The 23,306-nt window shown below is 67.6% G+C and carries 22 protein-coding genes and 1 tRNA gene; 4 read left to right on the top strand and 19 right to left on the bottom strand.

Annotated features, from left to right (window positions below):
* Nucleotides 1-200: 200 nt before the first annotated feature.
* The 8 genes from ACOGW9_RS11720 to ACOGW9_RS11685 form a co-directional block, all read right to left on the bottom strand.
* Nucleotides 201-1,808 carry a GmrSD restriction endonuclease domain-containing protein gene (locus tag ACOGW9_RS11720; protein WP_419911426.1) on the bottom strand — a complete coding sequence of 536 codons (1,608 nt, stop codon included), beginning with the start codon at nt 1,806-1,808 and terminating at the stop codon, nt 201-203.
* Nucleotides 1,792-2,727 carry a hypothetical protein gene (locus ACOGW9_RS11715; RefSeq protein WP_419911424.1) on the bottom strand — a complete coding sequence of 312 codons (936 nt, stop codon included), beginning with the start codon at nt 2,725-2,727 and terminating at the stop codon, nt 1,792-1,794. Before ACOGW9_RS11715 ends, ACOGW9_RS11720 begins: the two co-directional genes overlap by 17 nt.
* The gene (locus tag ACOGW9_RS11710; RefSeq protein ID WP_419911422.1) at nt 2,724-3,509 is read right to left on the bottom strand and encodes a hypothetical protein; all 786 of its coding nucleotides are present in this window, start codon (nt 3,507-3,509) and stop codon (nt 2,724-2,726) included. Before ACOGW9_RS11710 ends, ACOGW9_RS11715 begins: the two co-directional genes overlap by 4 nt.
* A gap of 26 nt (nt 3,510-3,535) precedes the next feature.
* Nucleotides 3,536-5,551, bottom strand: coding sequence for a hypothetical protein (locus ACOGW9_RS11705; RefSeq protein WP_419911420.1), 2,016 nt, complete (start codon nt 5,549-5,551; stop codon nt 3,536-3,538).
* 14 nt (nt 5,552-5,565) lie between these two features.
* The gene (locus ACOGW9_RS11700) at nt 5,566-6,069 is read right to left on the bottom strand and encodes a hypothetical protein (protein WP_419911418.1); all 504 of its coding nucleotides are present in this window, start codon (nt 6,067-6,069) and stop codon (nt 5,566-5,568) included.
* 140 nt (nt 6,070-6,209) lie between these two features.
* Complete coding sequence (locus ACOGW9_RS11695; RefSeq protein ID WP_419911416.1) at nt 6,210-6,914, bottom strand: hypothetical protein; 705 nt, start codon at nt 6,912-6,914, stop codon at nt 6,210-6,212.
* Nucleotides 6,915-7,190: 276 nt separating this feature from the next.
* Complete coding sequence (locus tag ACOGW9_RS11690) at nt 7,191-8,039, bottom strand: hypothetical protein (protein WP_419911414.1); 849 nt, start codon at nt 8,037-8,039, stop codon at nt 7,191-7,193.
* A 28-nt stretch (nt 8,040-8,067) separates the two neighbouring features.
* Nucleotides 8,068-10,569: an ATP-dependent Clp protease ATP-binding subunit gene (locus ACOGW9_RS11685; RefSeq protein WP_419911412.1), complete on the bottom strand. Its 2,502-nt coding sequence runs from the start codon at nt 10,567-10,569 to the stop codon at nt 8,068-8,070.
* Between the two features lie 166 nt (nt 10,570-10,735).
* Between ACOGW9_RS11685 and ACOGW9_RS11680 the strand changes: the two genes are divergently transcribed.
* Together ACOGW9_RS11680 and folP are read left to right on the top strand one after the other, a co-directional pair.
* The gene (locus tag ACOGW9_RS11680) at nt 10,736-11,767 is read left to right on the top strand and encodes a polyprenyl synthetase family protein (RefSeq protein ID WP_419911410.1); all 1,032 of its coding nucleotides are present in this window, start codon (nt 10,736-10,738) and stop codon (nt 11,765-11,767) included.
* 11 nt (nt 11,768-11,778) lie between these two features.
* Complete coding sequence (gene folP, locus ACOGW9_RS11675) at nt 11,779-12,654, top strand: dihydropteroate synthase (RefSeq protein WP_419911408.1); 876 nt, start codon at nt 11,779-11,781, stop codon at nt 12,652-12,654.
* 18 nt (nt 12,655-12,672) lie between these two features.
* Here the strand turns inward: folP and ACOGW9_RS11670 are convergent, their stop codons facing one another.
* Nucleotides 12,673-13,965 carry a 3-hydroxyacyl-CoA dehydrogenase family protein gene (locus ACOGW9_RS11670; protein ID WP_419911406.1) on the bottom strand — a complete coding sequence of 431 codons (1,293 nt, stop codon included), beginning with the start codon at nt 13,963-13,965 and terminating at the stop codon, nt 12,673-12,675.
* A 10-nt stretch (nt 13,966-13,975) separates the two neighbouring features.
* On the bottom strand, nt 13,976-15,130 hold the full coding sequence (locus tag ACOGW9_RS11665) for an acyl-CoA dehydrogenase family protein (RefSeq protein ID WP_419911404.1): 1,155 nt from the start codon (nt 15,128-15,130) through the stop codon (nt 13,976-13,978).
* A 40-nt stretch (nt 15,131-15,170) separates the two neighbouring features.
* Between ACOGW9_RS11665 and ACOGW9_RS11660 the strand changes: the two genes are divergently transcribed.
* Nucleotides 15,171-15,842: a PaaI family thioesterase gene (locus ACOGW9_RS11660; RefSeq protein ID WP_419911402.1), complete on the top strand. Its 672-nt coding sequence runs from the start codon at nt 15,171-15,173 to the stop codon at nt 15,840-15,842.
* A 14-nt stretch (nt 15,843-15,856) separates the two neighbouring features.
* Here ACOGW9_RS11660 and lysS read toward each other — a convergent pair whose 3' ends face one another.
* From lysS to ACOGW9_RS11620, 8 genes are all read right to left on the bottom strand, one after another.
* A complete protein-coding gene (gene lysS, locus ACOGW9_RS11655) occupies nt 15,857-17,335 on the bottom strand; it encodes a lysine--tRNA ligase (protein WP_419911400.1) in 1,479 nt (492 codons plus the stop codon).
* 33 nt (nt 17,336-17,368) lie between these two features.
* Nucleotides 17,369-17,878: a 2-amino-4-hydroxy-6-hydroxymethyldihydropteridine diphosphokinase gene (folK, locus tag ACOGW9_RS11650; protein WP_419911398.1), complete on the bottom strand. Its 510-nt coding sequence runs from the start codon at nt 17,876-17,878 to the stop codon at nt 17,369-17,371.
* Between the two features lie 4 nt (nt 17,879-17,882).
* Nucleotides 17,883-18,278 (bottom strand): dihydroneopterin aldolase, encoded by a 396-nt coding sequence (gene folB, locus ACOGW9_RS11645; RefSeq protein WP_419911396.1) that lies wholly within the window; start codon nt 18,276-18,278, stop codon nt 17,883-17,885.
* An 8-nt stretch (nt 18,279-18,286) separates the two neighbouring features.
* Complete coding sequence (locus ACOGW9_RS11640; RefSeq protein ID WP_419911394.1) at nt 18,287-18,805, bottom strand: hypothetical protein; 519 nt, start codon at nt 18,803-18,805, stop codon at nt 18,287-18,289.
* A 136-nt stretch (nt 18,806-18,941) separates the two neighbouring features.
* Nucleotides 18,942-19,493, bottom strand: coding sequence for a hypoxanthine phosphoribosyltransferase (hpt, locus tag ACOGW9_RS11635; protein ID WP_419913063.1), 552 nt, complete (start codon nt 19,491-19,493; stop codon nt 18,942-18,944).
* Between the two features lie 86 nt (nt 19,494-19,579).
* Nucleotides 19,580-20,461: a tRNA lysidine(34) synthetase TilS gene (gene tilS, locus ACOGW9_RS11630; RefSeq protein ID WP_419911392.1), complete on the bottom strand. Its 882-nt coding sequence runs from the start codon at nt 20,459-20,461 to the stop codon at nt 19,580-19,582.
* Between the two features lie 28 nt (nt 20,462-20,489).
* On the bottom strand, nt 20,490-21,605 hold the full coding sequence (locus ACOGW9_RS11625) for a zinc-dependent metalloprotease (protein WP_419911390.1): 1,116 nt from the start codon (nt 21,603-21,605) through the stop codon (nt 20,490-20,492).
* An 8-nt stretch (nt 21,606-21,613) separates the two neighbouring features.
* Nucleotides 21,614-21,748, bottom strand: a complete 135-nt coding sequence (locus ACOGW9_RS11620) for a hypothetical protein (RefSeq protein WP_419911388.1) — start codon at nt 21,746-21,748, stop codon at nt 21,614-21,616.
* Nucleotides 21,749-21,830: 82 nt separating this feature from the next.
* On the opposite strand from ACOGW9_RS11620, the gene ACOGW9_RS11615 reads away from it, so the two are divergent.
* A tRNA-Thr gene (locus ACOGW9_RS11615) sits at nt 21,831-21,902 on the top strand.
* A gap of 25 nt (nt 21,903-21,927) precedes the next feature.
* On the opposite strand, the gene ACOGW9_RS11610 is transcribed toward ACOGW9_RS11615, so the two are convergent.
* Complete coding sequence (locus tag ACOGW9_RS11610) at nt 21,928-23,304, bottom strand: hypothetical protein (RefSeq protein ID WP_419911386.1); 1,377 nt, start codon at nt 23,302-23,304, stop codon at nt 21,928-21,930.
* Nucleotides 23,305-23,306 lie beyond the last annotated feature (2 nt).

The raw sequence follows: 23,306 nt of genomic DNA, 5'->3' as shown, positions 1-23,306 counted from the left end.
CGACACGGGGCTCTCGACGGCTAACTCGTCAGGCGAACGACCGCCGTAAACGGGGATCCCCGCCTCGCAGGCGCTAGGGAAAACGAGCGCTCTGCCGTTGCGCTGCACCGCATCGAGGCGACCAAGTAGCCAATTTGGTTCTGCCATGCTTGCGAGCGACCCAGCGGCCGAGACCGTGGACGTGGCTATGGCTGTGGAACTCAGTGGTCCTTTGCAGCCTGCCAGGCTTCGTCGCCTAGCAGTCCCCTCAGGAACTCGTTCGCCTGCTCGGCCAGCAGCCGGCTGCGTTGCTCAAGGAACCTGCTGTAGGCGCCTGGGCGCCACAGAGCGCGGTCGGTGGGAATCCACTGCGAGCGCAGGTTCTCGAAGTTCTCATCGGCCAACTCCCCTAGGTACTCAGCGGGGGACTTCGACCCGATCTTCAGGTTCTTCCTCCTGGTGATGAACGCGATGTTGGCCAACTGGTCGATTTGCTCGACACGCACGCCTGACTGTTTCGCCAAGAACGCCTTCGGAAAGATGTGATGGGCTTCGAGTTCCACGTTCTCGCCGATGTGGTCAAACGAGAGCGACTCACCACTAGGCAGGTCCATTGCGCCGCACCGCTTGGTCATCGTCAGGAGAAGCCTGTATTCGGCGCTCGAGGGCTTCCGTTGGATGCGAAAATCGATGGGCTCGAGCGCGAGCGGCCTGCCTGGTTTGCCGAGCTGCTCGACCAACTGCGAAGCGCCTGCGCCATCGCCCAAGGCGCTGACCGCAACTGCCAGTCGGTTGCGCACATCGCTGGACCAGTGATTGTGCAGATTGCTGAGCTGCCACCAGCCGATCATTGCGTCAACGTCGACGTGGGGAAGCTCGTCGCTCGCACGACGCTGTGCCGCGAATACGACGGGCACGTAGCCGCGGTTCAGCACGGTGGGCCTCACCTGCGAAAGCCCGAGCTTGTTCCGCAGCTTGGTCAGGACAGCATCTGTGGCGGCGACGAGCTGCTCGAAGGCCGTCATGAGCTTCTCTGCCGTCGGCGGCCGCTCGCGGTCCCCCTTCGAGCCATAGAGCCCCTCGTAGTCGACGGTGTCGGCAACCACCGCCGCCAGGCAACGCAGCACCGCCTCGCTCGGCACGCGAAAGCCGCTCTCTTCCCATCGGTCCATCGCCTTGTCGAGGGATTCCCGCACCTCGGGCCACACCAAGCTGAGGCGGGCCACGACCAAGTCGGCCTCGCGCACCTTCGTGCCGGCGCGGTTCAAGATCTCGAAGACATCCACAGCGCGGTCGATGTCGAGGTTCTCTGGTAGGACCTCCTTGTTGATGTGCGTCTGCGTGATGTCTCTGAGGCGCGCTATGCGCTCCACGACTGCTGCGTGGCTGACGCGCCCTCCTGAGGCAGAAGACGCAGCCGCACTGTCAAAGTGCTCCAAGAAGTCGGTGTCAACGAAGGCCTCCGACACGTTCACCCAACGCACATCCTCAGCGAGCTTGTCGCTGAGGTAGCCGAACTCCTCATCGACAACGTTGAACCCCAGCGGCTGGGCGAATGCGCCCGGGGTCTCTCTCATCCACGGAGGTTGTTGGCCGCGAATCACGTGGTACAGGGCCGTGAGCCGCTGGCGGCCGTCAATCAGCGAATGAAGCTGGATTCCGTTGGAGCGGTTGGGCCAGAACACCATGGCGCCCACCGGATACCGCCGATAGAGGGACGTGAACAGGTCGCGCACCTGGTTCTTGTTCCAGACCCACGGTCGCTGAAAGTCGGGTATGTGAATCTGGCCCTTCTCTGCATCGAACAGCAGCTCAGCAATCGACGGCATGGTTCACCTCGCTATCGAGCGCGCCGGCCGCCGTCTCGGCGAGCCGTGTCCAGTCGATGAGGGCAAAGCTGAAGCGATCGCCAAGTTGAGCGACCTGCTGCATGCAGCCGGTGACGAGTTCCCGCGGCACCGATCGTCCGCCGTTCCGCAAGGAGTGCTCATGCAATGCCAAGACGACAGCCGCCCGTGCGCGGGGGGCGTTGAGCGAAGCGAGCCTGCGGATCATGTTCAGCACGAAGGTCTCCCAGACGACTGAGCCCTGCAGCACCCGATGTGCCTGGGCAACGGTCAACGCTTCACCCTCGTTGACCAGCGTGTCGGACACCTCGCTGGCAAGTCGAAACCGCCACCAAGCGGTCGAAAGGGCACAGTCGGTGATGACCGACGTGTTTCCCCGCTCCACCGGCAACCCACAGACCCGACGCAGAAACGTTCGAGTCATCGCCTCGGAGTCAGACGCCGTCTTCTCGCCGCCAGCGAAGACCCGTGCGACCCCGTCGGGGAACATCTCATCGCCGATCCAGCGTGCGTGGCACAAGGCCCAGAAGCTGGACTCGCCGGCCAGCATCGGCGTGATGCCCCAATCGTCCAATACGTCCGATACCTCACGGTCCACATGGAGGGTCGTCTGCGCCATCTCGGCCTCGGTGAGCGGGCGCGGCAACGCGGGCAGATCGTCCAATAGCGCGGCCACCCCGGAACTCGAGGCCATCCGGCAAAGGAAGTCTCGGACCGCGTGCGGCCCACTGGCGATGGCCTCAGCAAGCACCTGCTGACGTCGTGCCGTGTCCCGTTGGATGGCGGCCTGATCGGCTTCGGACTGGCTCTTGTGCCGCTTCCCCTGATAGATGAGACCGCTCTGCCAGTCACGAAACGCTGTTCGGCTGATCAGCGCATCGAGGTCAGCGTGGCTGATCATTCGTCGTCACCGTCCTCGCTGCCAAGCTCGGTCATCTCCATCGGCTCGAAGAGCGTTGCCGCGTACACGCAGTCGAAGCCCTCTTCGTCCCACGTCAGAGACCCCTGCTCAAGCAGGTGCGAGCGCAGCTGCCTGGTGACTGGATGATCATGCAGTTCGTTGCCTGGCTGCACACGAGACTCGGGGCGTGCCATCGCGGCAAACGCGCCAATGAGCGCAGCTATACGCCGATCCCGATTCCAGCGCGACTCCGCGAAGATGTCGGCCGCGATGCGCACCTTGAAGCATGGGTCGTCAGATGTCGTGTCCTCTTCGACCTTCATCTGACCGTCGCCGAGTGCATCATCCCTGCGGAACACGAGCAGTGACTGCATGAGCGGCTTCAGGCGGCGTACATCCGCCCGGGCGAGCAACACTCCGGTCGGCACATCTATGGACTCGCCAGATGTCCACGCAGCGCCCGCGAGGTCACCCGACACACTCAAGCTCGGCTCGACCGACGCCATGCCGGGCAGCAGGTAGGTGTTCTCCCAGTCCACGGCATCCTCACGCCATTCCACAACTTGCCTGTCGTCGAAGCTGATGAAGTGCTCACTGTGCAGCAACCGCGGGCATCGCACTTCGGTCTGCCAAGCGGCTTCGCACCGCCCGAGGGCATCGGCGAGCGCCGTGGCGCCCTTGAGTACATGGTTGACCGTGACCTTGGTCTCAGCACCCTTGCGCTCGATCCGTGGCTCGTACTGTGCGTCAGGCCAGTCGAGCCGGGTTCCGTCCTCCGTCAAAAGAGGTATTCGGGGGCTGATCATGCTCACCTTTCGGCACCGGCAGCTTGAGGCGTCGCAGCGGATTCGTCCGTCGACTCGCCTTCCCCGGTGCTCTTGGGAATCGCCTTCGGCGGCTGCCTCCGCACGACCTCCAATTGCGCGATGGCCAACTCTTCGGATTCGCCGGTCACTTCGATCTCGAGCGTCTTGCGCTCGCCTTGTGAAGCCCACTGCGGCGGCGGTTCAAACGTCAGCTCTTGAACCCCGGTCGGTGTGCGCGTCCTCGCCAACTCTTGGCCATCGCATCGAATGGCTCTGAGCTGGAGGAATCGTTGGGGCAGCGGCGAGTCGCAGGTTTGGTCTGAACCAGTCGGTACCGACAGTCGTATGCCGATGAGCCCGGGTATCTCCTCCCTCAGACTGAACAGCACCGTGAAGACGCGAGCCTCGGGTGCAGCCTCAAGCGGAGCCCAGGCGAACTTGGGAACAGAGCCCGGCCTGGCCCTTCCCGATTTCCGCACGATACCGGTGCCCTTCTTCTTGCCAGGTCGTGTGCCGCCCTGACCGCGGCCCCTGCGAGTACCGCCCAAACCTGGACTGGTGCGGCCAACAGACTCGAGCGTCTGGGTCGCATCGCCTTGCACAATGGCGAAGTCGTCGGGGCGGAACTCTTCCTGTTCGCTCTTCGCTTCAAGGTTCACCCTGATGACGGCCCCAAGTTCGCGCAGCAGTTGGCGAAGACGCTTCTTCTCTGCTGGGTCCAGTCGCTTGAAGTCGATGCCGCGATGTTCGGGCCCTTCTGCCGAACGCACATGACGCTCTAGGTCACCGTCGCGAAGTGACACGACAGCATCGAAGGGCATGTAGTCGCTGAAGTCGTTGTGACGCAGCCTCTCTGCGCTCGACGTGATCCACATTCCCTTGCGGTACAGGTGGACACGGGAGCGCACGTTGCCTTCGACACTCCGAATCGCGACCGCGACTCCGTCTCCCATCTCGTGGGCAATCGCTGTGCCTCGTGTGAGCGTTTCGTGCGCGCTGTAGGCAAACGATCCCTGAATCTGCCCCTGCTTCGGTGCCCGTCGCTCCTCGCGCCTTGACCGAAGGATGCGTTCGAGACTGGAAGGGTCGACGATCAGCTCCTCTCCGGATCGCGCATCGCAAACCGTGACCGTCAAAGACTCTGCCTGCACGGCGTCGCAGAAGTTCGACGCGGCCACGTATGCGATGGCGTGCATCGATGTCAGATCGAACTCCTCGCGCTGAAACTCGTTGAATCCAGCAATGCACACAACCATTCCGGTGTCGGGCATCGCCTCGATGGTCGGGCTGAGCATTGGCGGCACGTTGCGCGGGTATGCCTCGCCCGGTTCCACAAAGAGCTGGCCCTGGTCCCGGTCGTTCACCCAGAATCCGTCATGTGCATGGATGCGCTTCGTGTTGGCGTGCTGACGGATGTGAGTGGCCAGTACGGCGTGGCCTGACGAGACCGACTTAAGCTCGCCCTCGCTCGAACGAAAACGAGAGGCATAGAGCACGTAGCGCAGATCGGATGCGGAGAAGGCCGCGTGGTGGCCGAGACCGAACGACCCGGCGCCACCGTCTCCCTTGTCGCTGTTGCCGCTGGTGAGCAGGCTCTGCATCCTCGCCGGCGTGATGCCGGTGCCGTTGTCAACGCAGATCAGCACCGGGATGCGCGGGGTTGTCAGGTGGTGCCCGATGCGATCAACGATGATCTTCTCATCGTGTGTCGGCGGCGCTCCCCCTCGTTCCTGCTCTCGTTGTTCGACAGCCAATTCGAAGGTGCGGCGGTAGGTCTCGAACCCCGGCAACTCGTGGTTGTCGATATCTCGAATCTCAAAGTGCACCTTGCAGGGGCGGCCTGCCTTGTCAGCGGCATCGACGCTGTTCTGTAGCAACTCGCGAACAACCGGTTCGACATCGCCGTCGAAATGAGACAGCGCGGGATGTGTGAAGCCATGCGGGGAATGCGTGGGCGCGAAGTAGAGGTCAGCGCTGAGGCGCTGCCCTGCGATCCGTCGATGCCGGTCAGCAGCCATGAACTGCCCGTGGCTCAGTCCGTGCAGTCGCAGGCGGGTGTACCTGTGGCATACCTGTCCTCCTTGTGCGTCAATCCGTCGGCAAGATCACTAAAGGGCCGGGCGTTGACCCCGAAGAAGCCGAAGCGCGAGATGCCAGTGCCGCCGCGCTTGGGCGCCAGGCGCACATGGCGGTCCTCAAAATCTGCCCACCAGCCGATGTCCGATGGTGTGTCCGGGCGTCGGCGCGGGTCGCTGCTGCGCCCGAGTTCGACAAGCTGCCGCGTCCCCTTCATGAAACAGAACACGCAGTTGCCCGCATCGGGTGGGATGTCGAGATCGAAGTCGCGACACCGCCAGAAGCCGCGAACGTCCGCTGCGACAAAGCCAGCATCGTGAAGCGGAAAGTACGGCCGCTCGCCGGGAGGCTGGGTCTTGACGCTGCATCTCGCCGTCGTAGCTCCCTCGGCGAACAGCGAACGCGACAAGACGCGGTTGACGCGTCGATCTTCGTCGGCCCGCAGGCCGAGAAGTCTCACGTGTGGAGCTGCATCCGGGCCGCGCATCGGTGCAGGTGCAGCCCCCATCGAAGCTGCCCGAACGGGCGCGTCGGTGAAGTTCTTCCAGTACTGCTGTGCGCGTGATGAAGGACGGGTATTGAGGTGTTCAGCCCTGCGGATTACTGATTCACGTGATGCGGTTCCGCGTGCCTGTGCATAGCGGTTCGCAACGCGGACGGGGCTAACAAGACCCCCCCCCCCCCCCCACTTCCGTCATCGGAGACGGACCAGTAGTGCCCGGCGTGCGCAGGCCCGTCGGTGCCACCCAGCCATTCGCCCAGCAGCAGATGAGAGGGATACAGCTTGAGCTTGGCGGTGCATGTACGGCTGTGAACGTTCGGCAACATGCCCTGGAGGCTCACCAAGTCTTCGAAGAGCTCGCCGCTGCTACGGAAGCCCTCGGGATCGTCCTCGATCCGGACTGGCTTCACCAACCGGTAGCTGAGTTTGCGCCAGTACTCTCCGCGCCAAGCATCCTCGACGGTCGTGAACTCCAACCAGAAGAACGGCAGCCCGAACTCAGCCTCGAGACGCCGCTTGCACTCCGCAGCGAACTCATAGGTACCCGGGTGCTCGGCTGAAGTGTTGGCAAACAACACGACGTCGCCACGGCCCGGGTCAAGCAGACCCTCTTCCGCCGCCATGAACGTCAGCGCCGCCGAGGAACGGCCGCCCGAGAAGCTGACCACATGGGGCAACTCCGCGTGCGCCACATCCCGGTAGACGAACGGGCCAAGTCGCTTCGGCCGACGCCGCACCGCGAGCGAGGACAGGTTGCTGCGCTCGCCGGCACTCTCAGCCTGTCTCAACTCGACTGTCGCCATCGACCGTGTCCCATCATCACGCCGCGCCCTGTTTGCGGCAGCCCTTATGTGTAGCAAACCCGTGTGACGTGAATGCGATTCGTGAACAATATGGAATTGGCTCAGGGCAGTAGCAACAGCGACCGGGGACACCAGGAGACGAGGGCTGGGGAGGGGCCGGGGTGCCCGCGCGCAGTTATGAAGCGCCCCGCCCACACCAAACTCGCCGACCAAGCGCTTCATCTGTTTGAGGCACGGGTGCCCCGGCCCCTCTCCAGCCCGGGCACCTGCCTAGGGCTAGCGGAAGGTGAGTCCCGCCCGCCGACGCCGGTTGCGAATAGCGAGAGCCACTAAGAGCCCGGCAATGATGGCCACAGCAATCCCCCAGATGATCGCAATGCGAGCACCCCGGCTAGCACGCTGAGCCAGCCGCTCGGCTTCGGCGTCTGCGGCCGCGATCTCGGCATCAACCAGCTCGCCGACCACCCGAAGCTCGTGCACACCCCCTTCATTGAGCGTCAAAGCCCCCGATTCAGGCAATCTGCCAGCGCCATTGGGCACGGACGCCTGCACCACCAGCGACACCAGCTCGTCCAGCGGCGCTCCCGCGCGAGCTTCGATGTCGGCGATCGGCATGCCGAACAGCTCCCCTTCGAGAGCATCAGCGGTGGCGGGGTTCACCAAGCTGCTGACCGGACGGTCCAAGCCGACCGTGAGGGTCAGCTCGTAGCGCACTCGTGCGCCGTCGCGCGAACCCACATAGGTCGCAGACCTGAACAAGCCAGCCGAACCGTCCGCAGGCCGGTCGATCTCGCCGAGCACCTCGGCCAGCTCAGCGGGCGACGCGAAACGCTTCGACGCAACCACTACCAAGCGCTGGCCGGCGGCGGTGTCCGAGGCCTGCTGACTGACGTTCCAGCCGACCAGGTCGTCGTGGGTGATCAGCTCGGCAAGGTCGGGCGTCCAGCGCATCACCTCCTCGTCGAAGGTGACCTCGACGATGACCTCGCCGGCGCCGTCATGCGCGATGTCGACGTCGACGACGATGTCGGCGCGGCAGCCCACTGCCAGCACCGCTGCTGCCGCAGCCACCAACGGGACAGCAAAGCGCAACCACGACTGCCCGCAGGTGTGCGGCACTGGCATTGGAAGCACCGTGCCCGCCATGGCACGGCTACTCGGCCGTCGCGGCCTCTTCGAGCTCGATCGGCCCGGGGTCGAAGCCCTCGATGGCACGGAACACGATCTCGTCGTCCTCCACATCCACCACGATGATCTCGCCGGCGTGGAATTCCTTGTAGAGGATCCGCTCGCTCAGCGCGTCCTCGACGTGATGCTGCAGCGCACGGCGCAGCGGCCGGGCGCCGAGCTGGGGGTCGTACCCGGTGCGGGCCAGCCATTCCTTGGCAGCGTCGGTCAGCTCCAAGCCCAGACCCTGCGCCCGAAGCTGGTCCGAGGTGCGCTTGATCATCAGGTCGACGATCTGCACCACTTCCTCGACGCTCAGCTCGTGGAACACGATCGTGTCGTCGATGCGGTTCAGGAACTCGGGCCGGAATTGCGCCTTGAGCGCATCGTTGACCTTCTCCTTCATCCGCTCGTAGCTGGCGCTCTCGTCGTTGGTCGCGAAGCCCACCCGCGCCTTGCGCAGGTCGGCAGTGCCCAGGTTGGAGGTCATGATGAGCACGGCGTTGCGGAAGTCGACCGAGCGGCCCTGCGCGTCGGTCAGCCGTCCCTCTTCGAGGATCTGCAGCAGCGTGTTGAAGACGTCCGGGTGGGCTTTCTCGATCTCGTCGAACAGCACCACCGAGAACGGCTTGCGTCGCACTGCCTCGGTGAGCTGGCCGCCCTCGTCGTAGCCCACGTAGCCGGGGGGCGCGCCCACGAGCCGGCTCACCGTGAACTTGTCCATGTACTCGGACATGTCCAGGCTGATCAGCGAGCCTTCGTCGCCGAACAGGAACTCGGCCAGCGTCTTGGCCAGCTCGGTCTTGCCCACACCGGAGGGGCCCAGGAAGATGAACGAGCCGCCGGGACGCTTGGGATCCTTCAGGCCGGCGCGGGTGCGGCGGATGGCCTGGCTGACCGCCTTGATGGCGTCGTGCTGGCCGATGACCCGCTTGTGCAGCTCGTCTTCCATCTTGAGGAGCTTCTGGGTCTCCTCCTCGGTGAGCTTGTACACCGGGATGCCGGTCCAGATCGACAGCACCTCGGCGATGCCTTCCTCGTCGACCTCGTCGAACAGGTCGTGACCCTCGGCCTTGGCCTGAGCCATCACCTCGGTGCGCCGCTCGAGCAGGTCCTTCTCTTCGTCGCGCAGCTCGCCGGCGGTCTCGAAGTCCTGTGATTCGACCGCCTGCTTCTTGCGCTCGGTGACATCGGCCAGCTTGGTCTCGATCTCCTTGAAGTCGGGCGGGGTCGACATGCGCTTGATGCGCAGGCGCGAGCCGGCCTCGTCGATGAGGTCGATGGCCTTGTCGGGCAGGTGACGGTCGGCGATGTAGCGGTCGGCGAGATTGGCCGCGGCCACGAGCGCCTGGTCGGTGATGGTGACCCGGTGGTGCTGCTCGTAGCGGTCGCGCAGCCCCTTGAGAATCTCGATGGTGTGGCTGAGCGTGGGCTCGTCCACGGTGATCGGCTGGAAGCGGCGCTCCAGCGCGGCGTCCTTCTCGAGGTACTTGCGGTACTCCTCGAGCGTGGTGGCGCCGATGGTCTGCAGCTCGCCGCGCGCCAGCATCGGCTTGAGGATCGACGCGGCGTCGATCGCGCCTTCCGCGGCGCCGGCGCCGACCAGGGTGTGCAGCTCGTCGATGAACAGGATGATGTCGCCGCGGGTGCGGATCTCCTTGAGGACCTTCTTCAGGCGCTCCTCGAAATCGCCCCGGTAGCGGGAACCGGCCACCAGCGCGCCGAGATCGAGCGTGTAGAGCTGCTTGTCGCGCAGCAGCTCGGGAACGTCGTTGTTGACGATCTTCTGGGCCAGGCCTTCCACGATGGCGGTCTTGCCCACACCGGGCTCGCCGACGAGCACCGGGTTGTTCTTGGTGCGGCGCGAGAGCACCTGCATGACGCGTTCGGTCTCGCGCAGCCGCCCGATCACGGGGTCGAGCTTCTTGGCCCGGGCATCGGCGGTCAGGTTGCGCCCGAACTGGTCGAGCACCAGCGAGCCGCTCTGTGCGCTCTGCTCGCTGGATTGGCCTGAGGAAGCGCCGACAGTCTCGCGCCCGCTGCCTGAGCCGCTGTAGCCGGAGAGCTGCTGGATAACTTCCTGGCGAACCTTGGAGAGATCGGCACCCAGCTTGACCAGCACCTGCGCGGCGACGCCTTCGCCCTCGCGTATCAGTCCGAGCAGGACGTGCTCGGTGCCGATGTAGTTGTGGCCGAGCTGCAGTGCCTCCCGCAGCGACAGCTCGAGCACCTTCTTGGCGCGCGGCGTGAAGGGAATATGGCCGCTCGGCGACGAGCTGCCCTGCCCGATGATCTCCTCGACTTGGCTGCGCACAGCTTCGAGCGAGATGCCCAGCGACTCGAGCGCCTGGGCCGCGACGCCTTCGCCTTCGTGGATCAGCCCCAGCAGGATGTGCTCGGTGCCGATGTAGTTGTGATTGAGCAGGCGCGCTTCTTCTTGCGCCAACACCACCACTCGGCGGGCCCGATCGGTGAAGCGTTCAAACACTGGGCCTCCTGGCGTGAGCCTTGCACACGGGAGCTTCGGGTCTCCTGAGCGCAGTGTAACGATGCCCTGCCGGATCGCTCCGTCGCATTTTGGAGGCTGCCCGCGCCCGGCGGAGGCTGCGCGGCACGAGTGCGGCAACAGCGCCGCCGTCGTTTACGGTTGCGCCGTGGCGCTGCTTTCGCCCCTGCAAACCCGATCCCGTCCCGACGACGACCTGGCCCGCGTCGAAGCGGCATTGCGGGCCGCTGCGGTCACCGGCGACGAGTTCCTCACCGAGGTGACCTCGCACTTGATCCCAGCGGGCGGCAAGCGCCTGCGTCCGGCGTTCGTCATCGCTTCGGCGCTGGCGCTCGATCCCGACGGCGCCGCGCCCGCAGCAGTCACCGACGAGATGGTGCGCGGCGGCGTGGCCGTGGAGCTGGTGCACTTGGGCTCGCTGTATCACGACGACGTCATGGACGACGCCGAGACACGCCGCGGCATCGAGGCCGTCAACCACCGCTGGGGGAACCTCAAAGCGATCCTGGCCGGCGACTTCCTGCTGGCCAAAGCGTCCGAGCTCGCAGCGTCGCTGGGCACCGAGGTCGCGGCCCTGCTGGCCGCCACCATCGGGCGGCTGTGCGAGGGACAGGTGCGTGAGCTGCAGTTGATCTATGACCGCAGCCGCACCGAGGAGCAGTACCTGCTGGCCATCCAGGGCAAGACTGCGGAGTTATACGCCACCTCGTGCCGCATCGGCGGGCTGGTCTCGGGCGTCGACTCCCGGTCGCTGGAGCGCCTCACCAGCTTCGGCCTTGCGTACGGCGTGGCCTTCCAGATCGTCGATGACGTGCTCGACCTGGTGGCCACCGACGAGGAACTCGGCAAGCCCTCGGGCAACGACCTGCGCGAGGGCGTGTACACCCTGCCGGTCATCCGGATGCTGGCGGACAGCCATCCTTCCCGTGAGATGTTGGCGGAGCTGCTGGGAGAGCCGCTGGACGACGAGCGGAGAGATCGAGCCCGAGCGATCGTGGTGGACAGCCCCGAGATCGCCACTTCGGTTGACACCGCGCAGGGCTACGTGTTGGACGCGCTCGACGCTCTGGCCCCGCTCGATGCGACGCCGGCGGTGATCGGCTTGCGGGCCGCTGCGTCGAATCTGCTCGGGACGCTGCCGCCGATCGCCTCGCGTGCGGGCGCCGCGGGCCGATCCTGAGCGTGCCCGGTATGGGTCCCCCCTGGCCGGTGCGCCGCTGCTACCGCCACCCGGTGTGGGACCCGGGTCGGGGGCTGTGCTGGGAGTGGGGCACCCGCACGTTCGTGATGGGCATCATCAACGCCACCGACGACTCGTTCTCAGGCGACGGCGTCGCCGATCGGCTCGACGAGGCGCTGGCCTTGACACGGGAGCTGGTGGCTGCCGGCGTCGACATCATCGACGTGGGCGGCGCGTCCAGCCGGCCTGGCGCCGAGCCCACTCCGCTGGAGGAGGAGCGGCGCCGCGCCGTGGGGGTCATCGGCGCCGTCCGGGCCGAGTTGGACCGCATCGGGGCCGAGCTGCCGATCTCGGTCGACACCACGTGGGCCGACGTGGCGGCTCCCGCCTTGGATGCCGGCGCGTCGGTGGTGAACGACATCACCGGTTTCCGCCTCGATCCCGACATGGCGCCGCTGGTGGCCGAACGCGGCGCGGCCGCCGTCATCATGCACAACCAGCGCGGCCGGCCCCACACCGATCTCGTCGCCGACGTGATCGCCGGGCTGGAAGCCAGCCTGCAGATCTGTGCGGACGCCGGTATCGGCACCGATCGGATCGTCGTCGATCCGGGCTTCGGCTTCGGCTTCGGCGTGTCGCAGAACCTCGAGATGATGCGCCGCCTGCCCGAGTTCTGGTCGCTGGAGCTGCCAGTGCTCATCGGCACGTCGCGCAAGTCCACGATCGGCGCGGTCACCGACACCAAGCCCGGCGATCGTCTCTTCGGGACAGCGTCGACCATCGTTGCCGCCATCTGTGCCGGCATTGACGTCGTGAGGGTGCACGACGCCGCGGAGATGATGCAGGCGGTTCGCATGACCGACGCCATCGTCCGCCCTGCCCGCTGATCGCGGGCCGTTGGCGGGTCAGCTATCGACTGGTGCTTGGGTGCCGTCGGGCATGAGCTGGGTGCGGGTGCCGTCAGCGGTCTCGCTGTAGAACGTCGGCTGGCCGGATGCTTCGAGCGTGGCCAGCATGACCGGCAGCGGTGCACCGACACTGCGCAGGAACTCGATCACCCGTCCGGGCCCGAGATGGTCCAGCATCTCGAAGGGGCCGTGCACCCAGTTGAAGCCCCAGCGGATGGCGTTGTCGACATTCGCGATGTCGTCTGCGATCTCGGGCACGAGGCCGGCCGCGTAGGCCAGCGTGCCGCCGAAGATGTGCCTCGCCAGCTCTCCCTGGGGCCCCTCGGCGAACATCACCTCGCCCAAGTCGCCAGGGACGCCGCCGAGGTCGGGTGCGACGGCATCACGCCACTCGGCCGTGATGAGGTCGAAGGTCTCGGCCTTGCGTGACCCGTCGGGCAGCTTGGTGCGCCTGGCGAAGCCGCCGCCGGTCTTGCGACCGAGCTGACCACGGTCGGCCATCGCCTGTTCCGCGGCAGGAAACGCAGTGAAGTCGAGCCCCCGGTCGCCAGGCGGCAGGTTCTGGGCCAGGTTGGCGCCCACCAGCTCCATGACGTCAAGGCCGATCAGGTCGATCAACCCGTACAGACCCGTCGGCGGCAGCCCGACCGGCGCGCCGAGCACCGCATCGACGGTCTCCTGGGTCATGCCGTCGGCCAGGAACGGCTTGGCCAGGTGCAGGCCGGACAGCATGAAGAAGCAGCCGATGCGGTTGCCGATGAAGTTGACCGTGTCCTTGGCGTGCACCACGCCCTTGCCGAGCCGCTCGGCGCCGAAGCGTGCGAAGGCGTCGATCACCTCGGGTTCGGTGTCTTCGCCTGGCACCAGCTCGAACAGCTTCATCACCCGCACGGGGTTGAAGAAGTGGGTAATCGCCACGTCACGGCGGAAGCGCTCGCTCATGCCGTCGGAGATCTGGCGCAACGGGATGCCCGACGTGTTCGACGAGATGACCGAGCTGTCGCTGCGCGCAGCTTCGAGCCGCTCGAACAGTTCGCGCTTGGCGGCCAGATCCTCGATGACCGCTTCGCACACCCAGTCGTAGCCGGCGATGTCGTCGAGCCGGTCGGCGACCGTGCCGATGCTGACAAGGTCCCGGCATTCGTCGTCGATGCCGTCCAGCGCGCGCTGCGCTGCTTCGGGGTCAGTGTCGAGCACGAGCACCCGGCACCCCGCCGCCGCGGACGCTGCGGCGATGCCGGCACCCATCGTGCCCGCGCCGATGATCGCTACTGAGTTGATGGTTCTCACGGTCCACTGCCTACCGGGTGCCGGCGACTTCGCGGCCGATGATCTCCTTCATGATCTCGGTCGTGCCGCCGTAGATGGTCTGGATCCGAGCGTCCGCGTACGCCTTGGAGATCGGGAACTCGCTCATGTAGCCGTAGCCGCCGAACAGCTGCAGGCAGCGGGTGATGAGCCGCAGCTGCATCTCGGTCACCCACCACTTGGCCTCGGCGGCATCGGTGGCGGTCAGCTCGCCGGCGTTGAGCGCCTCGATCTGCCGGTCCACGAACACCCAGGCGATGTCCAGCTCGGTCTTCATCTCCGCCAGCTCGAAGCGGGTGTTCTGGAACGAGGCGATGGTCTGGCCGAACGCCGTGCGCTCGCCGACATAGTCCACCGTCCAGTCGAACGCAGCCTGCGCGTGCGCCACGCCGCCCACCGCGATCGACAGGCGTTCTTGGGGCAGGTTTCGCACGAGGTGCAGGAACCCGTTGCCCTCGCCGCCGAGCAGGTTCTCCTCGGGCACGAACACGTCGTCGAAGAACAGCTCGGCCGTGTCCTGGGACTTCAAGCCCAGCTTGTCCAGATTGCGGCCCCGCTCGAAGCCCTCCATGCCCTCCTCCAGCACGATCAGCGACATGCCCCGGTGCTTCTCGGTGGGGTCGGTCTTGGCGGCCACGATCACCAGGTCGGAGTTGATGCCGTTGGTGATGAACGTCTTGGCGCCGTTCACCACGTACCCGTCGCCCGAGCGCACCGCCGTGGTGGTGATCGAGGCCAGATCCGAGCCGGTCCCCGGCTCGGTCATGGCGATGGCGCTCATCAGCTCGCCGCTGGCGAGGCCACCCATCCAGCGCTCGGCCTGCTCGTCGCTGCAGAGGTTCATGAAGTAGGGCAGGCAGATGTCGTTGTGCAGCGTCATGCACTGCCCCGAGCTGGCCGCGCCCGACGCGTGGACTTCCTCGTTGACGATGGCGTTGTAGCGGAAGTCCGCAACCCCGCCGCCGCCGTACCGCTCGTCGACGGCGGTCGCCAGCAGGCCCACGTCTCCCGCCTTGCGGAACATGGCCTTGTCGATCTTGCCGTCCGCCTCCCATTTCTCGTGGTTGGGGACGATCTCGCGCTCCACGAAGGCTTTGGCCGTCTCGCGGAACATCTCGTGCTCTTCGTCAAAGATGGTGCGCCGCATACTCGGAGCGTATGTGGCTTCGCAGCTAGCGTCACGGGCCGTGACTGCCGACGAGGCTCCACGCGACTGGGCTGCCACCGAGCGGGCCGCCGCCGCAATGCGCCGGCTGAACCAAGCGCTGGCGAACCGGCGGGTCGACGACGACGTGCTCGACGAGATCACCGCAACGGTCGAAGCCACCGCCGAGCGGCTGGAACAGGGCACGCTGCGGGTGAAGCTCGACGACATGCTCTCGCGGCCGTACCTGCGGGAGATCTACGAGAACCGCTACTTCCCGCTGCCGCTGGAGCCCGGCGACGAGATCGAGTTCGACCCGTTCTCGATCGGCGGCGGGGTGCTGCATCCGGCATCGGTGAACGTCAAGTACTTCAAGGAGTCCGACGGGGCCGTGCGGGGCGAGGCCGTCGTGGATCCCATGTTCGCGGGACCGCCCGAGCGCACCCACGGCGGCGTGGTGGCGCTGATCATCGACGAGCTGATGGGCGCGCTCAACCGCATGCGGGGCCGTCAGGCCTACACCGGCCGGCTGACTGTCCACTATCACGCCGGCACCCCGCTGGGCGTGCCGCTGCACTTGCGGGCGTGGGTCGATCACACGTCGGGCCGAAAGATCGTCCAGCGCGCCGAGGTGCACGGTCCCGATGGGATGTGCGTCAAGGCCGAAGGGCTGTTCATCCTGCGCGCCGACGCGCCGGCGGCGCCGGGGGACTGATCAGGCGCTGCGGTTCAGTCCTGCTCGGGGCGCAGCGTCGGGAACAGCACGACCTCGCGGATGGCCTCCACCCCGGCGAGCAGCATGGCCAGCCGGTCCATGCCGATGCCGAGCCCGCCGGTGGGCGGCAGTCCGTATTCCAGGGCGCGCAGGTAGTCCTCGTCGACGGCCATGGCCTCGTCGTCGCCTTCGGCCCGCGCGGCGGCCTGGGCCTCGAAGCGCTGGCGCTGGTCGTCGGGGTCGATCAGCTCGCTGAAGGCGTTGGCCAGCTCGCGGCCGGCCACGACGGCTTCGAAACGCTCGGCCAGCAGCGGATCGCCTCGGTGGCGCCGGGCCAGAGGCGACGTTTCCGCCGGGTGCTCGGTGACGAAGATCGGTCCGGTCAGCGTGGGTTCGGCCAGCTTCTCGTACAGCTCGGTGAGCAGCCTGGCTGAGCTGGTGCGCGCGCCGTCAGGCACCGCCACGTCGTGCGCCTCGGCCAGCGCAGCCAGCTCGCCCGGCGGCGTGTGCACGCTGATGGGGCGGCCGACCGCTTCGCTGGCCAGCTCGGCCATCGTGGCCTGCCGCCACGGCCTGGTGACGTCGATCTGGCGGTCTCCCACGCTGAGCACCGCCGAGCCGGTGAGTGTCACCGCCAGGTGCTCCACCAGCGACGACGTCAGCTCCATCATGTCGCCGTAGTCGGCATAGGCCGCATACAGCTCCAGCATCGTGAACTCGGGGTTGTGGCGCGTGGACAGGCCTTCGTTGCGGAAGACCCGGCCGATCTCGAACACCCGGTCCAGGCCGCCCACGATGAGACGCTTGAGGTACAGCTCGGGCGCGATCCTCAGGTACAGGTCGGCGTCGAGCGCGTTGTGGTGCGTGGTGAACGGGCGGGCCAGCGCGCCGCCGGGGATGGGGTGGAATATCGGCGTCTCGACTTCGATGTAGCCCTGGTCTTCGAGGAAGCGGCGGGTCTCGGACATCATCTGGCTGCGCAGCGCGAACGTGCGCCGCACAGCCGGCGACACCCACAAGTCCACATAGCGCTGGCGGAAGCGGGTGTCGGGATCGGTCATGCCGTGCCACTTGTCGGGGAACGGCCGGCGAGCCCGTGCCAGCACATCCCACTGCTCGACCCGGACGCTCAGCTCGCCCCGGCGGGTGGTCATCACGATCCCGCTGACGCCGATCCAGTCGCCCAGGTTCAGGTCGCAGAACGCGGCATGGTCGGGCGTGTGCGCAGCGGGCGCAAAGAGCTGGATGCGCCCGGTGCCGTCGTCGAGCGTTCCGAAGGCCAGCTTGCCCTGGATGCGCCGCAGCATGAGACGGCCGGCGATCGTGACCCGGGTCTCCGTCTCGGTGCCGGGCTCGAGATCGGACCACCGCTCGTGCAGTTCGGCCGCGACGGCGTCACGCTCGTAGCGGTACGGCGGCCCTGCTTCGTCGGAATGCTGGTGGGCCGCCGCAGCGCCGCCGTCGGGCTCGCCCACTGGCGTCGACTGGGTCATCGCACGCTCACGGTACCGACAGGCGCCCGGGGGTTACGTATCCGGCGAGGTTGCGGCCAGGTCGCGCAGGCGGTCCGCTGCCGCGATGCGCTCGCACTCCTGATCGGCGACTGCCGTCAGATCGCCGACCGTGACGAGTTCAGGCGCCAGCTCGGCCAGCGGATCGAGCACGAACCGGCGCTCGCGCATCCGCGGGTGAGGGATGACGAGCTCGGGGTCGCGTAGCACCTCCTCGCCGTAGAGCAGCACGTCGACGTCGAGCGTGCGCGGCCCCCATCGCTCCCGCCGCACCCGGTGCGCGACCGCCTCGAGCGCTTGGCAGCGCGCCAGCAGCTCGTAGGGGCCCTCGGTCACCGAGAGCTCGGCCACGAGGTTCAGGAACGGCGGCTGTTGGGGACCGATGGGCGCGCTGCGGTAGACGCCCGAACAGGCTGCCAGCACGCCCGCGTCACCCAGCGCTTCGAGTGCGTCTGCAAGTTGTGCTGCCGGGTTGCCGAGGTTGGCGCCCATGCCCACGAACGCCCGGGTGCCGGTGCGGATCACCGTCTCAGCCCGCGGTGCGGGTGATGCGCACTGCGCTGGTGCCCAGGTCGACCGCCACCGGCGGTCGCAGCTTGGTCACCGTGACCGTCACCGCCGTCACGGGCTCCACGCTGCACAAGTCCGCCGCGATCAGCTCGGCCATCCGCTCCAGCAGGAGCGGCTCCGCATCGGCGCACAGCGCCTCGACGCGTTCGCACACCTCGCCGTAGTCGACCGTGTCGGAAACGTCGTCCGATGCGCCGGCACGTCGCAGGTCCGCATAGATATCGAGATCGATGCTGATCGGCTGCGCCGCAGCGCGCTCGTGAGGGATCACCCCGATGATGCACACCACCCGCAGGTCGCGCAGTTCAATGCGATCGTCAATGCGGTCGGATCCGGTTCCCGGCGACGTTTCCACAGCGGGGCTCAGGCTGTCGCTCCGCCGGCGCCGAGGATGCCGAGCGCCACATCGACAACACGGCGGCCCTCCGGCCCGACTCGCTGGGAGAAGATCCGCTCGGTGATGGCTGTCGCTTGGGGGCCTGTGGGCACCTTGCCCGACAGCAGCAGGTACGAGGCCACGAACCCGCAGACGTCCTCGCCCACCCGCTCCTTGTGCAGGATGACCCGCTTGCGCTCGGCGGCCAGCTGTTCGAGGTCGTCGTGGACCCCCTGCAGGTACTCGCCGAGGTCGTCGAACATGGGCCATGGACGGTGCAAGTACGGCAGATCCAGCTCGTCGTAGTTGTGAAGATTGTGCGGCGCCGAGATGAGCGACACGACGATGTCGAAGCCGTTGCGACGCAGCCAGATGATCTCCTCCTGCCGCCGGACGCGCCGGTGGCTGGCGCCATAGCCACCCGGACGCTCGCACACTGCGAGGCGCTCGGCAACGACCCAGTTGAAGTTGCGGGGCTGAATGCCTTCCGCCCACTTCCCTCTCATAGTGCGTCGTTTCTCGGAGCGTCACCGACGCTCGCAGTGCCTCGGAGCGTCACCGACGCTCGCAGTGTCTCAGAGCGTGTCCGCCGCCGAATTTACCGGTGCCGATCCGGCTGTGCACGGCGCTGCCGGGCGTATTTCAGGACTCGTCGCCGGCAGAAGAGTCGTAGGCGCGTATCTCGGCCAGATTGCGGTACTTCTGGGCCAGATCCAGCCCGTATCCGATCACCCACACGGGCGGCAGGCGGAACCCGATGTAGTCGACGAGCCCGTTCAGGCTGCCGTTGTGCTCACGGGTCAGCAGCGAGCACACCGCCAGCGATGCCGGGCCGCGGGCCAGCAGGCTGCGGCGCAGGTACGACAGCGTCAGCCCGCTCTCCACGATGTCCTCCACCAGGATCACGTCGCGCCCGGCGATGTCGATGTCGAGGTCCTTGAGGATCCGCACCACGCCGCTGGACCGCGTGCTGCTGCCGTAGGACGACACCGCCATGAAGTCCATCTCGACCGGCAGGTCGATGGCGCGGCTGAGGTCGGAGGCGAACATCACGGCCCCCTTGAGCACCGCCACCAGCAACGGTTCGCGCCCCGCATAGTCAGCGGTGATCTGCGCGCCGAGCTCGGTGACCCGCTGGGCGATCTCGGGGCCCGAGACCAGCACCTCGCCGACGTTGGGATCGCCGGCCAGCATCGAGTCGAGGTCGCTGAGGGGATCCGGCGAAGCCGATGCCCCTGATGCCGGTACCCCTGCCACGTGGGCCGAACCTAGCGGACGCGTCAGCCTTCGAGCCGGAGTCGATCAGCAGACCGGATCACACGGCGGCCGCCGCCCACCTCGGTGGCCCGGTGCGTGTGACGGGCAACCTCCAGCACCCGTTCGACCGTGGCGGCATCGGGCGGATGGGAGGTGCGCAGCCATGCGCGGACTGCCCGTCGTGCCAGCGCCGGCGGTGCCGCTCGCAGCTCGGCGGCGCTGGTGGGATCGATGCCGGCCGCGAGCTCGTCGAGCAGGTCGGCTTCGGGGGCGGCGGTTGCGGCGGCACGTGCCAGCAGCGGCACGACATCGCGGCCGGCGATGTCGCACAGCAACGGGATCGCCTCGTGGCGGACGCGGCTGCGCCAGAACCGTGCGTCGACGTTGGATGGATCGCGCAGGGGCTCGTAGCCGACCAGCTCGCAGACCCGTTCGGTGTCCGCCCGTCGCAGGTTGAGCAGCGGCCGACGGTCGGCGCGCATGGCCGCGAGCGCGTCGAGCGCGCCGCCCCGCAGCAGGTGCAGCAGCACGGTCTCGGCCTGATCGTCGGCAGTGTGGCCCAGCAGCGCGCCGGGGCCGAGAGCGTCATGGCGGGCCTCGCGGGCCCGCGCCTGCAGGTTGGCGCCCGGTGCGACCTGCAGGTGCACGACCCGCAGCGGCACCTCGAGCCGGCTGCAGAGCGCTTCGACGTGGGAAGCCTCCGCGCCGCCGGTGTCGCGCAGGCCGTGATCGACATGGACTGCGGCGACCTGGGTGCCACTGCGCTGCGCGAACCGGCAGGCCAGCACCACCAAGGCGGCCGAGTCGGGACCGCCCGACAGCCCGCAGACCAGCTCGCGCCCGGAGACATCGCCGAAGGTGCATCGCTCGAGCAGCGCATCGAGTTCGACTGCGAACCCCGGCACCTCAGCTCGTGGGGCACCGCCGGGAACTTCAGGCGGCGGCGACACGCTCCAGCCACGCTGCGGGATTGCGGATCTCGGTCATGGACGGCAGGTGCTCGGCGCGTTCCCAGATGCGGTCCACCGCTCGCGGGCCGCGCTCGGCCTCGATCTCGGCGATGAACTCCTCGCCGGCCTGGTACTGCGCCAGCTTGGCCTCGATGCCGAGCAAACGCTGGAGCAGCCGGTTCATGCCACGGGCGTTGCGGCGCCGGTGCGACATGACCAGTGCGAATCGCTCCGCGTCGGGGATGTGGCCGCGGGCTGCCCTCGCCATGGTCACGTCGCCGTGGCCTTCGACAAGGCTCATCATGCCGCCGACCTGCGCGATGAGATCGCGCTGCTGCTCGGATGCGAACACTGCTGCGAGGCCCCCGTCGCCGAGCAGGTCCTGCCCTTTGCGGCGTCCCGACACCAGCGTGCGCAGGCCTTCGCGCAGCCGCTCGGGATCAGGCTGCGCCTCGTCGACGAGGCCGTTCACCAGCTTCAAGAAGTGCGGTCGCAGCCACGGCACGCCGGTGAACTGCGAGCGGTGCGTCAGCTCGTGCAGCGCCAGCCACAGGCGGAACTGGGCGGGGACGAACGCGTAGCGCTTCTCGGTGACCAGGATGTTCGGCCCCACGAAGTAGACGGTGTCGCCGGCGGTCTCGCCGGCTTCGCCACGGGCCCCGTTGGCGATGGCGGCACCGGGAGCCGTGTCGTCGTCGGAGGCCCACAGCAGGTCGTACTGGCCCAGCACCCGCTTGGACATCCAGCCCAGCACCCCGCCCAGCTCGACAGCGCCCAGCGTGCGCGTCACGGTGGAGCTCTCCGCAGGCTCGCCGTCGGTGCCGGGTGCGCCCAGCACGGGCTGCAGCAACCGCCGGAAGGCGGCGATGTTGGCGTCGATCCAGCCCGCCCGGTCGATGACCTCGGCGTGGGCCTCGCCCGGGGTCTCCAGGCCGGTCTCGATCGCCACCAGCTCGGCGGCGACCGGCACGAACCGGGCGAAGTCAGCGCGCAGCGGCTCGGCGAGGTACGACCGGTACAGCGGCTCGGTGCCGGCGACCTTGACGGCGATCCGGCGCGCCAGATCCCAGTCGACGTGTTCGTCGGCCGGGTCGCTCACCTGGGTGCTCAGCGCTTGGGGTACCGGGGCGAGACCACCTTCTGCACGTACCCCGCCACCAGCTTCACGACGGTCGCGACCGTCGCCACGGTCAGCGGCACCGCCAACCAGTAGTGCCAGACCTGCGCACCCAGAAGCTCCATGCGGCAGATATTAGTGGTCACCGGCTCGCGAACCCCCTCGTGGACGGCAGGCACGCACTGCTACCGTGAGCCGCCGGTTCCGGCCCGAGTAGCTCAGTGGCAGAGCGGCTCTCTCGTAAAGAGCAGGTCGTGGGTTCAATCCCCACCTCGGGCTCGTCGGCTAGCTCGCCGGTGGAGTTCTAGAGCCGGGAACGGCCGAGGCCGATGAACAGGCCGCTCAGCGCGAGGCGCTGGTTGGCGTTGAAGCGCAGGGCTTCTGCGGCATCTGCGATGGCTCCCAGCTCGTTCGCTGCAGCTCCGGCCGGCAGTGCACCGGTGCGGGCTTCGTCGCGGACCTGTGCCGACATCACGGCGAAACCCATGGCCAGCTCGTCGGTGCGCACTCGCCGCAGCTCGCGGCGGTGGCGCTCGTCGAGCGAGCTGCGGCCGGTGTTGGTGCCGTACAGCTCCGCACGCTCATCGGCTTCGGCTCGTTCGGCGTCGTGACGGGCTTCGAGGGGTGCCGCTGCGTCTTCGGCGGCTGCAAGCGCGGCGTCGGTGGCCGCCATGGCACTCGACGCGGTGCCATTCAGCGATCGGCGCAAGCCTCGCCACGTTTCGATGCGTGTCGCAGCAGCGTCGTCGGAGACGAGCAGGCGGGCGCGCTCGATCGAGCCGCCGGCTGCCGCAGCGGCAAAGGAGGCTCGCTCGTCTGCGATGCCGTCGTCGCGCAGCAGGGCGCTGAGGTCCGCCTCGCTCATCGCCTCGAAGTCGATGCGGACACAGCGGGACGCCAGCGTCTCCATCGCCCGGTTGACCTCCTCGGCAAGCAGCACGAACACGCATGACGGCGGCGGCTCCTCCACGGACTTCAGCAGGATGGGTGCCTGCAGCCCGGCGCGGTCGACATCGCTGAGAACGATGACCTTCTGGTCCCCTTCGACAGGCGCGGCAGCCGCGGCACGGACCGCCTCACGGGCCTGTTCTGCAGTCATGGCCGCACCGACGCGGTCGAACACCAGCAGGTCGGGGTGCTGGTTGGCGAGCGCGAGACGGCGCTCCCGCTCGGGCGTGGCGCTGCGGGCCGCCAGCAGTTCGCCTGCGAACCGGCATGCGGCGGTACGCAGGCCGGCGCCCGCGGGGCCCACGAACAGGTACGCGGGCAGCGGCGAGTCGAGCGCCGCCCGCAGGCGGTCGACTGCGGCCGGCTGCCCGACGATGCCGTCCAGCAGGTTGCCCACCGGCGGCTCGTCGACTGGCGGAGCCGGGGGCAGGGGCGGCGGCGCAACGGACGCCAGCGTGGCCGCTTCAGCCGGCGCCTCCACGTCGCCTGGTGCCGCGTCGGCAGCCGCGGCAGCTTCGTCGGACGGCACTGCCTCCCCGGCCGGGGCAGCTTCTGCGGCACGCTGCGCGGGCGCAGGCGCAGGCGGGGGTGGCTCGAGCGGCTCAGGTGGTAGCGCGGACTCAGGCGGAGTCGACGCTGGCTCGTCGCCGAAGTCGAACAGCGAGAGCTCCGCCGGTTCGGCGCCGCGGTCGGCGGTTGCGTCTACGTCGTTGTCGTCGGGCGTCGTGGCCATTG

The organism is Candidatus Poriferisodalis sp., from assembly GCF_965203655.1.
Taxonomy (GTDB): domain Bacteria; phylum Actinomycetota; class Acidimicrobiia; order Acidimicrobiales; family Poriferisodalaceae; genus Poriferisodalis.
Note: the sequence above shows the minus strand (reverse complement) of the source record. Positions and strands in the feature narration are given on the sequence as shown.

What these genes read in the sequence shown, in the direction of transcription:
- ACOGW9_RS11610 (WP_419911386.1), bottom strand. Translation starts at nt 23,304, where the DNA reads ATGGCCACGACGCCCGACGACAACGACGTAGACGCAACCGCCGACCGC.
- ACOGW9_RS11665 (WP_419911404.1), bottom strand. Translation starts at nt 15,130, where the DNA reads ATGCGGCGCACCATCTTTGACGAAGAGCACGAGATGTTCCGCGAGACG.
- ACOGW9_RS11720 (WP_419911426.1), bottom strand. Translation starts at nt 1,808, where the DNA reads ATGCCGTCGATTGCTGAGCTGCTGTTCGATGCAGAGAAGGGCCAGATT.
- ACOGW9_RS11715 (WP_419911424.1), bottom strand. Translation starts at nt 2,727, where the DNA reads ATGATCAGCCACGCTGACCTCGATGCGCTGATCAGCCGAACAGCGTTT.
- lysS (WP_419911400.1), bottom strand. Translation starts at nt 17,335, where the DNA reads ATGACCCAGTCGACGCCAGTGGGCGAGCCCGACGGCGGCGCTGCGGCG.
- hpt (WP_419913063.1), bottom strand. Translation starts at nt 19,493, where the DNA reads ATGCTGGCCGGCGATCCCAACGTCGGCGAGGTGCTGGTCTCGGGCCCC.
- ACOGW9_RS11620 (WP_419911388.1), bottom strand. Translation starts at nt 21,748, where the DNA reads ATGGAGCTTCTGGGTGCGCAGGTCTGGCACTACTGGTTGGCGGTGCCG.
- ACOGW9_RS11695 (WP_419911416.1), bottom strand. Translation starts at nt 6,914, where the DNA reads ATGGCGACAGTCGAGTTGAGACAGGCTGAGAGTGCCGGCGAGCGCAGC.
- ACOGW9_RS11690 (WP_419911414.1), bottom strand. Translation starts at nt 8,039, where the DNA reads ATGCCAGTGCCGCACACCTGCGGGCAGTCGTGGTTGCGCTTTGCTGTC.
- folP (WP_419911408.1), top strand. Translation starts at nt 11,779, where the DNA reads ATGGGTCCCCCCTGGCCGGTGCGCCGCTGCTACCGCCACCCGGTGTGG.
- ACOGW9_RS11705 (WP_419911420.1), bottom strand. Translation starts at nt 5,551, where the DNA reads ATGGCTGCTGACCGGCATCGACGGATCGCAGGGCAGCGCCTCAGCGCT.
- ACOGW9_RS11640 (WP_419911394.1), bottom strand. Translation starts at nt 18,805, where the DNA reads ATGAGAGGGAAGTGGGCGGAAGGCATTCAGCCCCGCAACTTCAACTGG.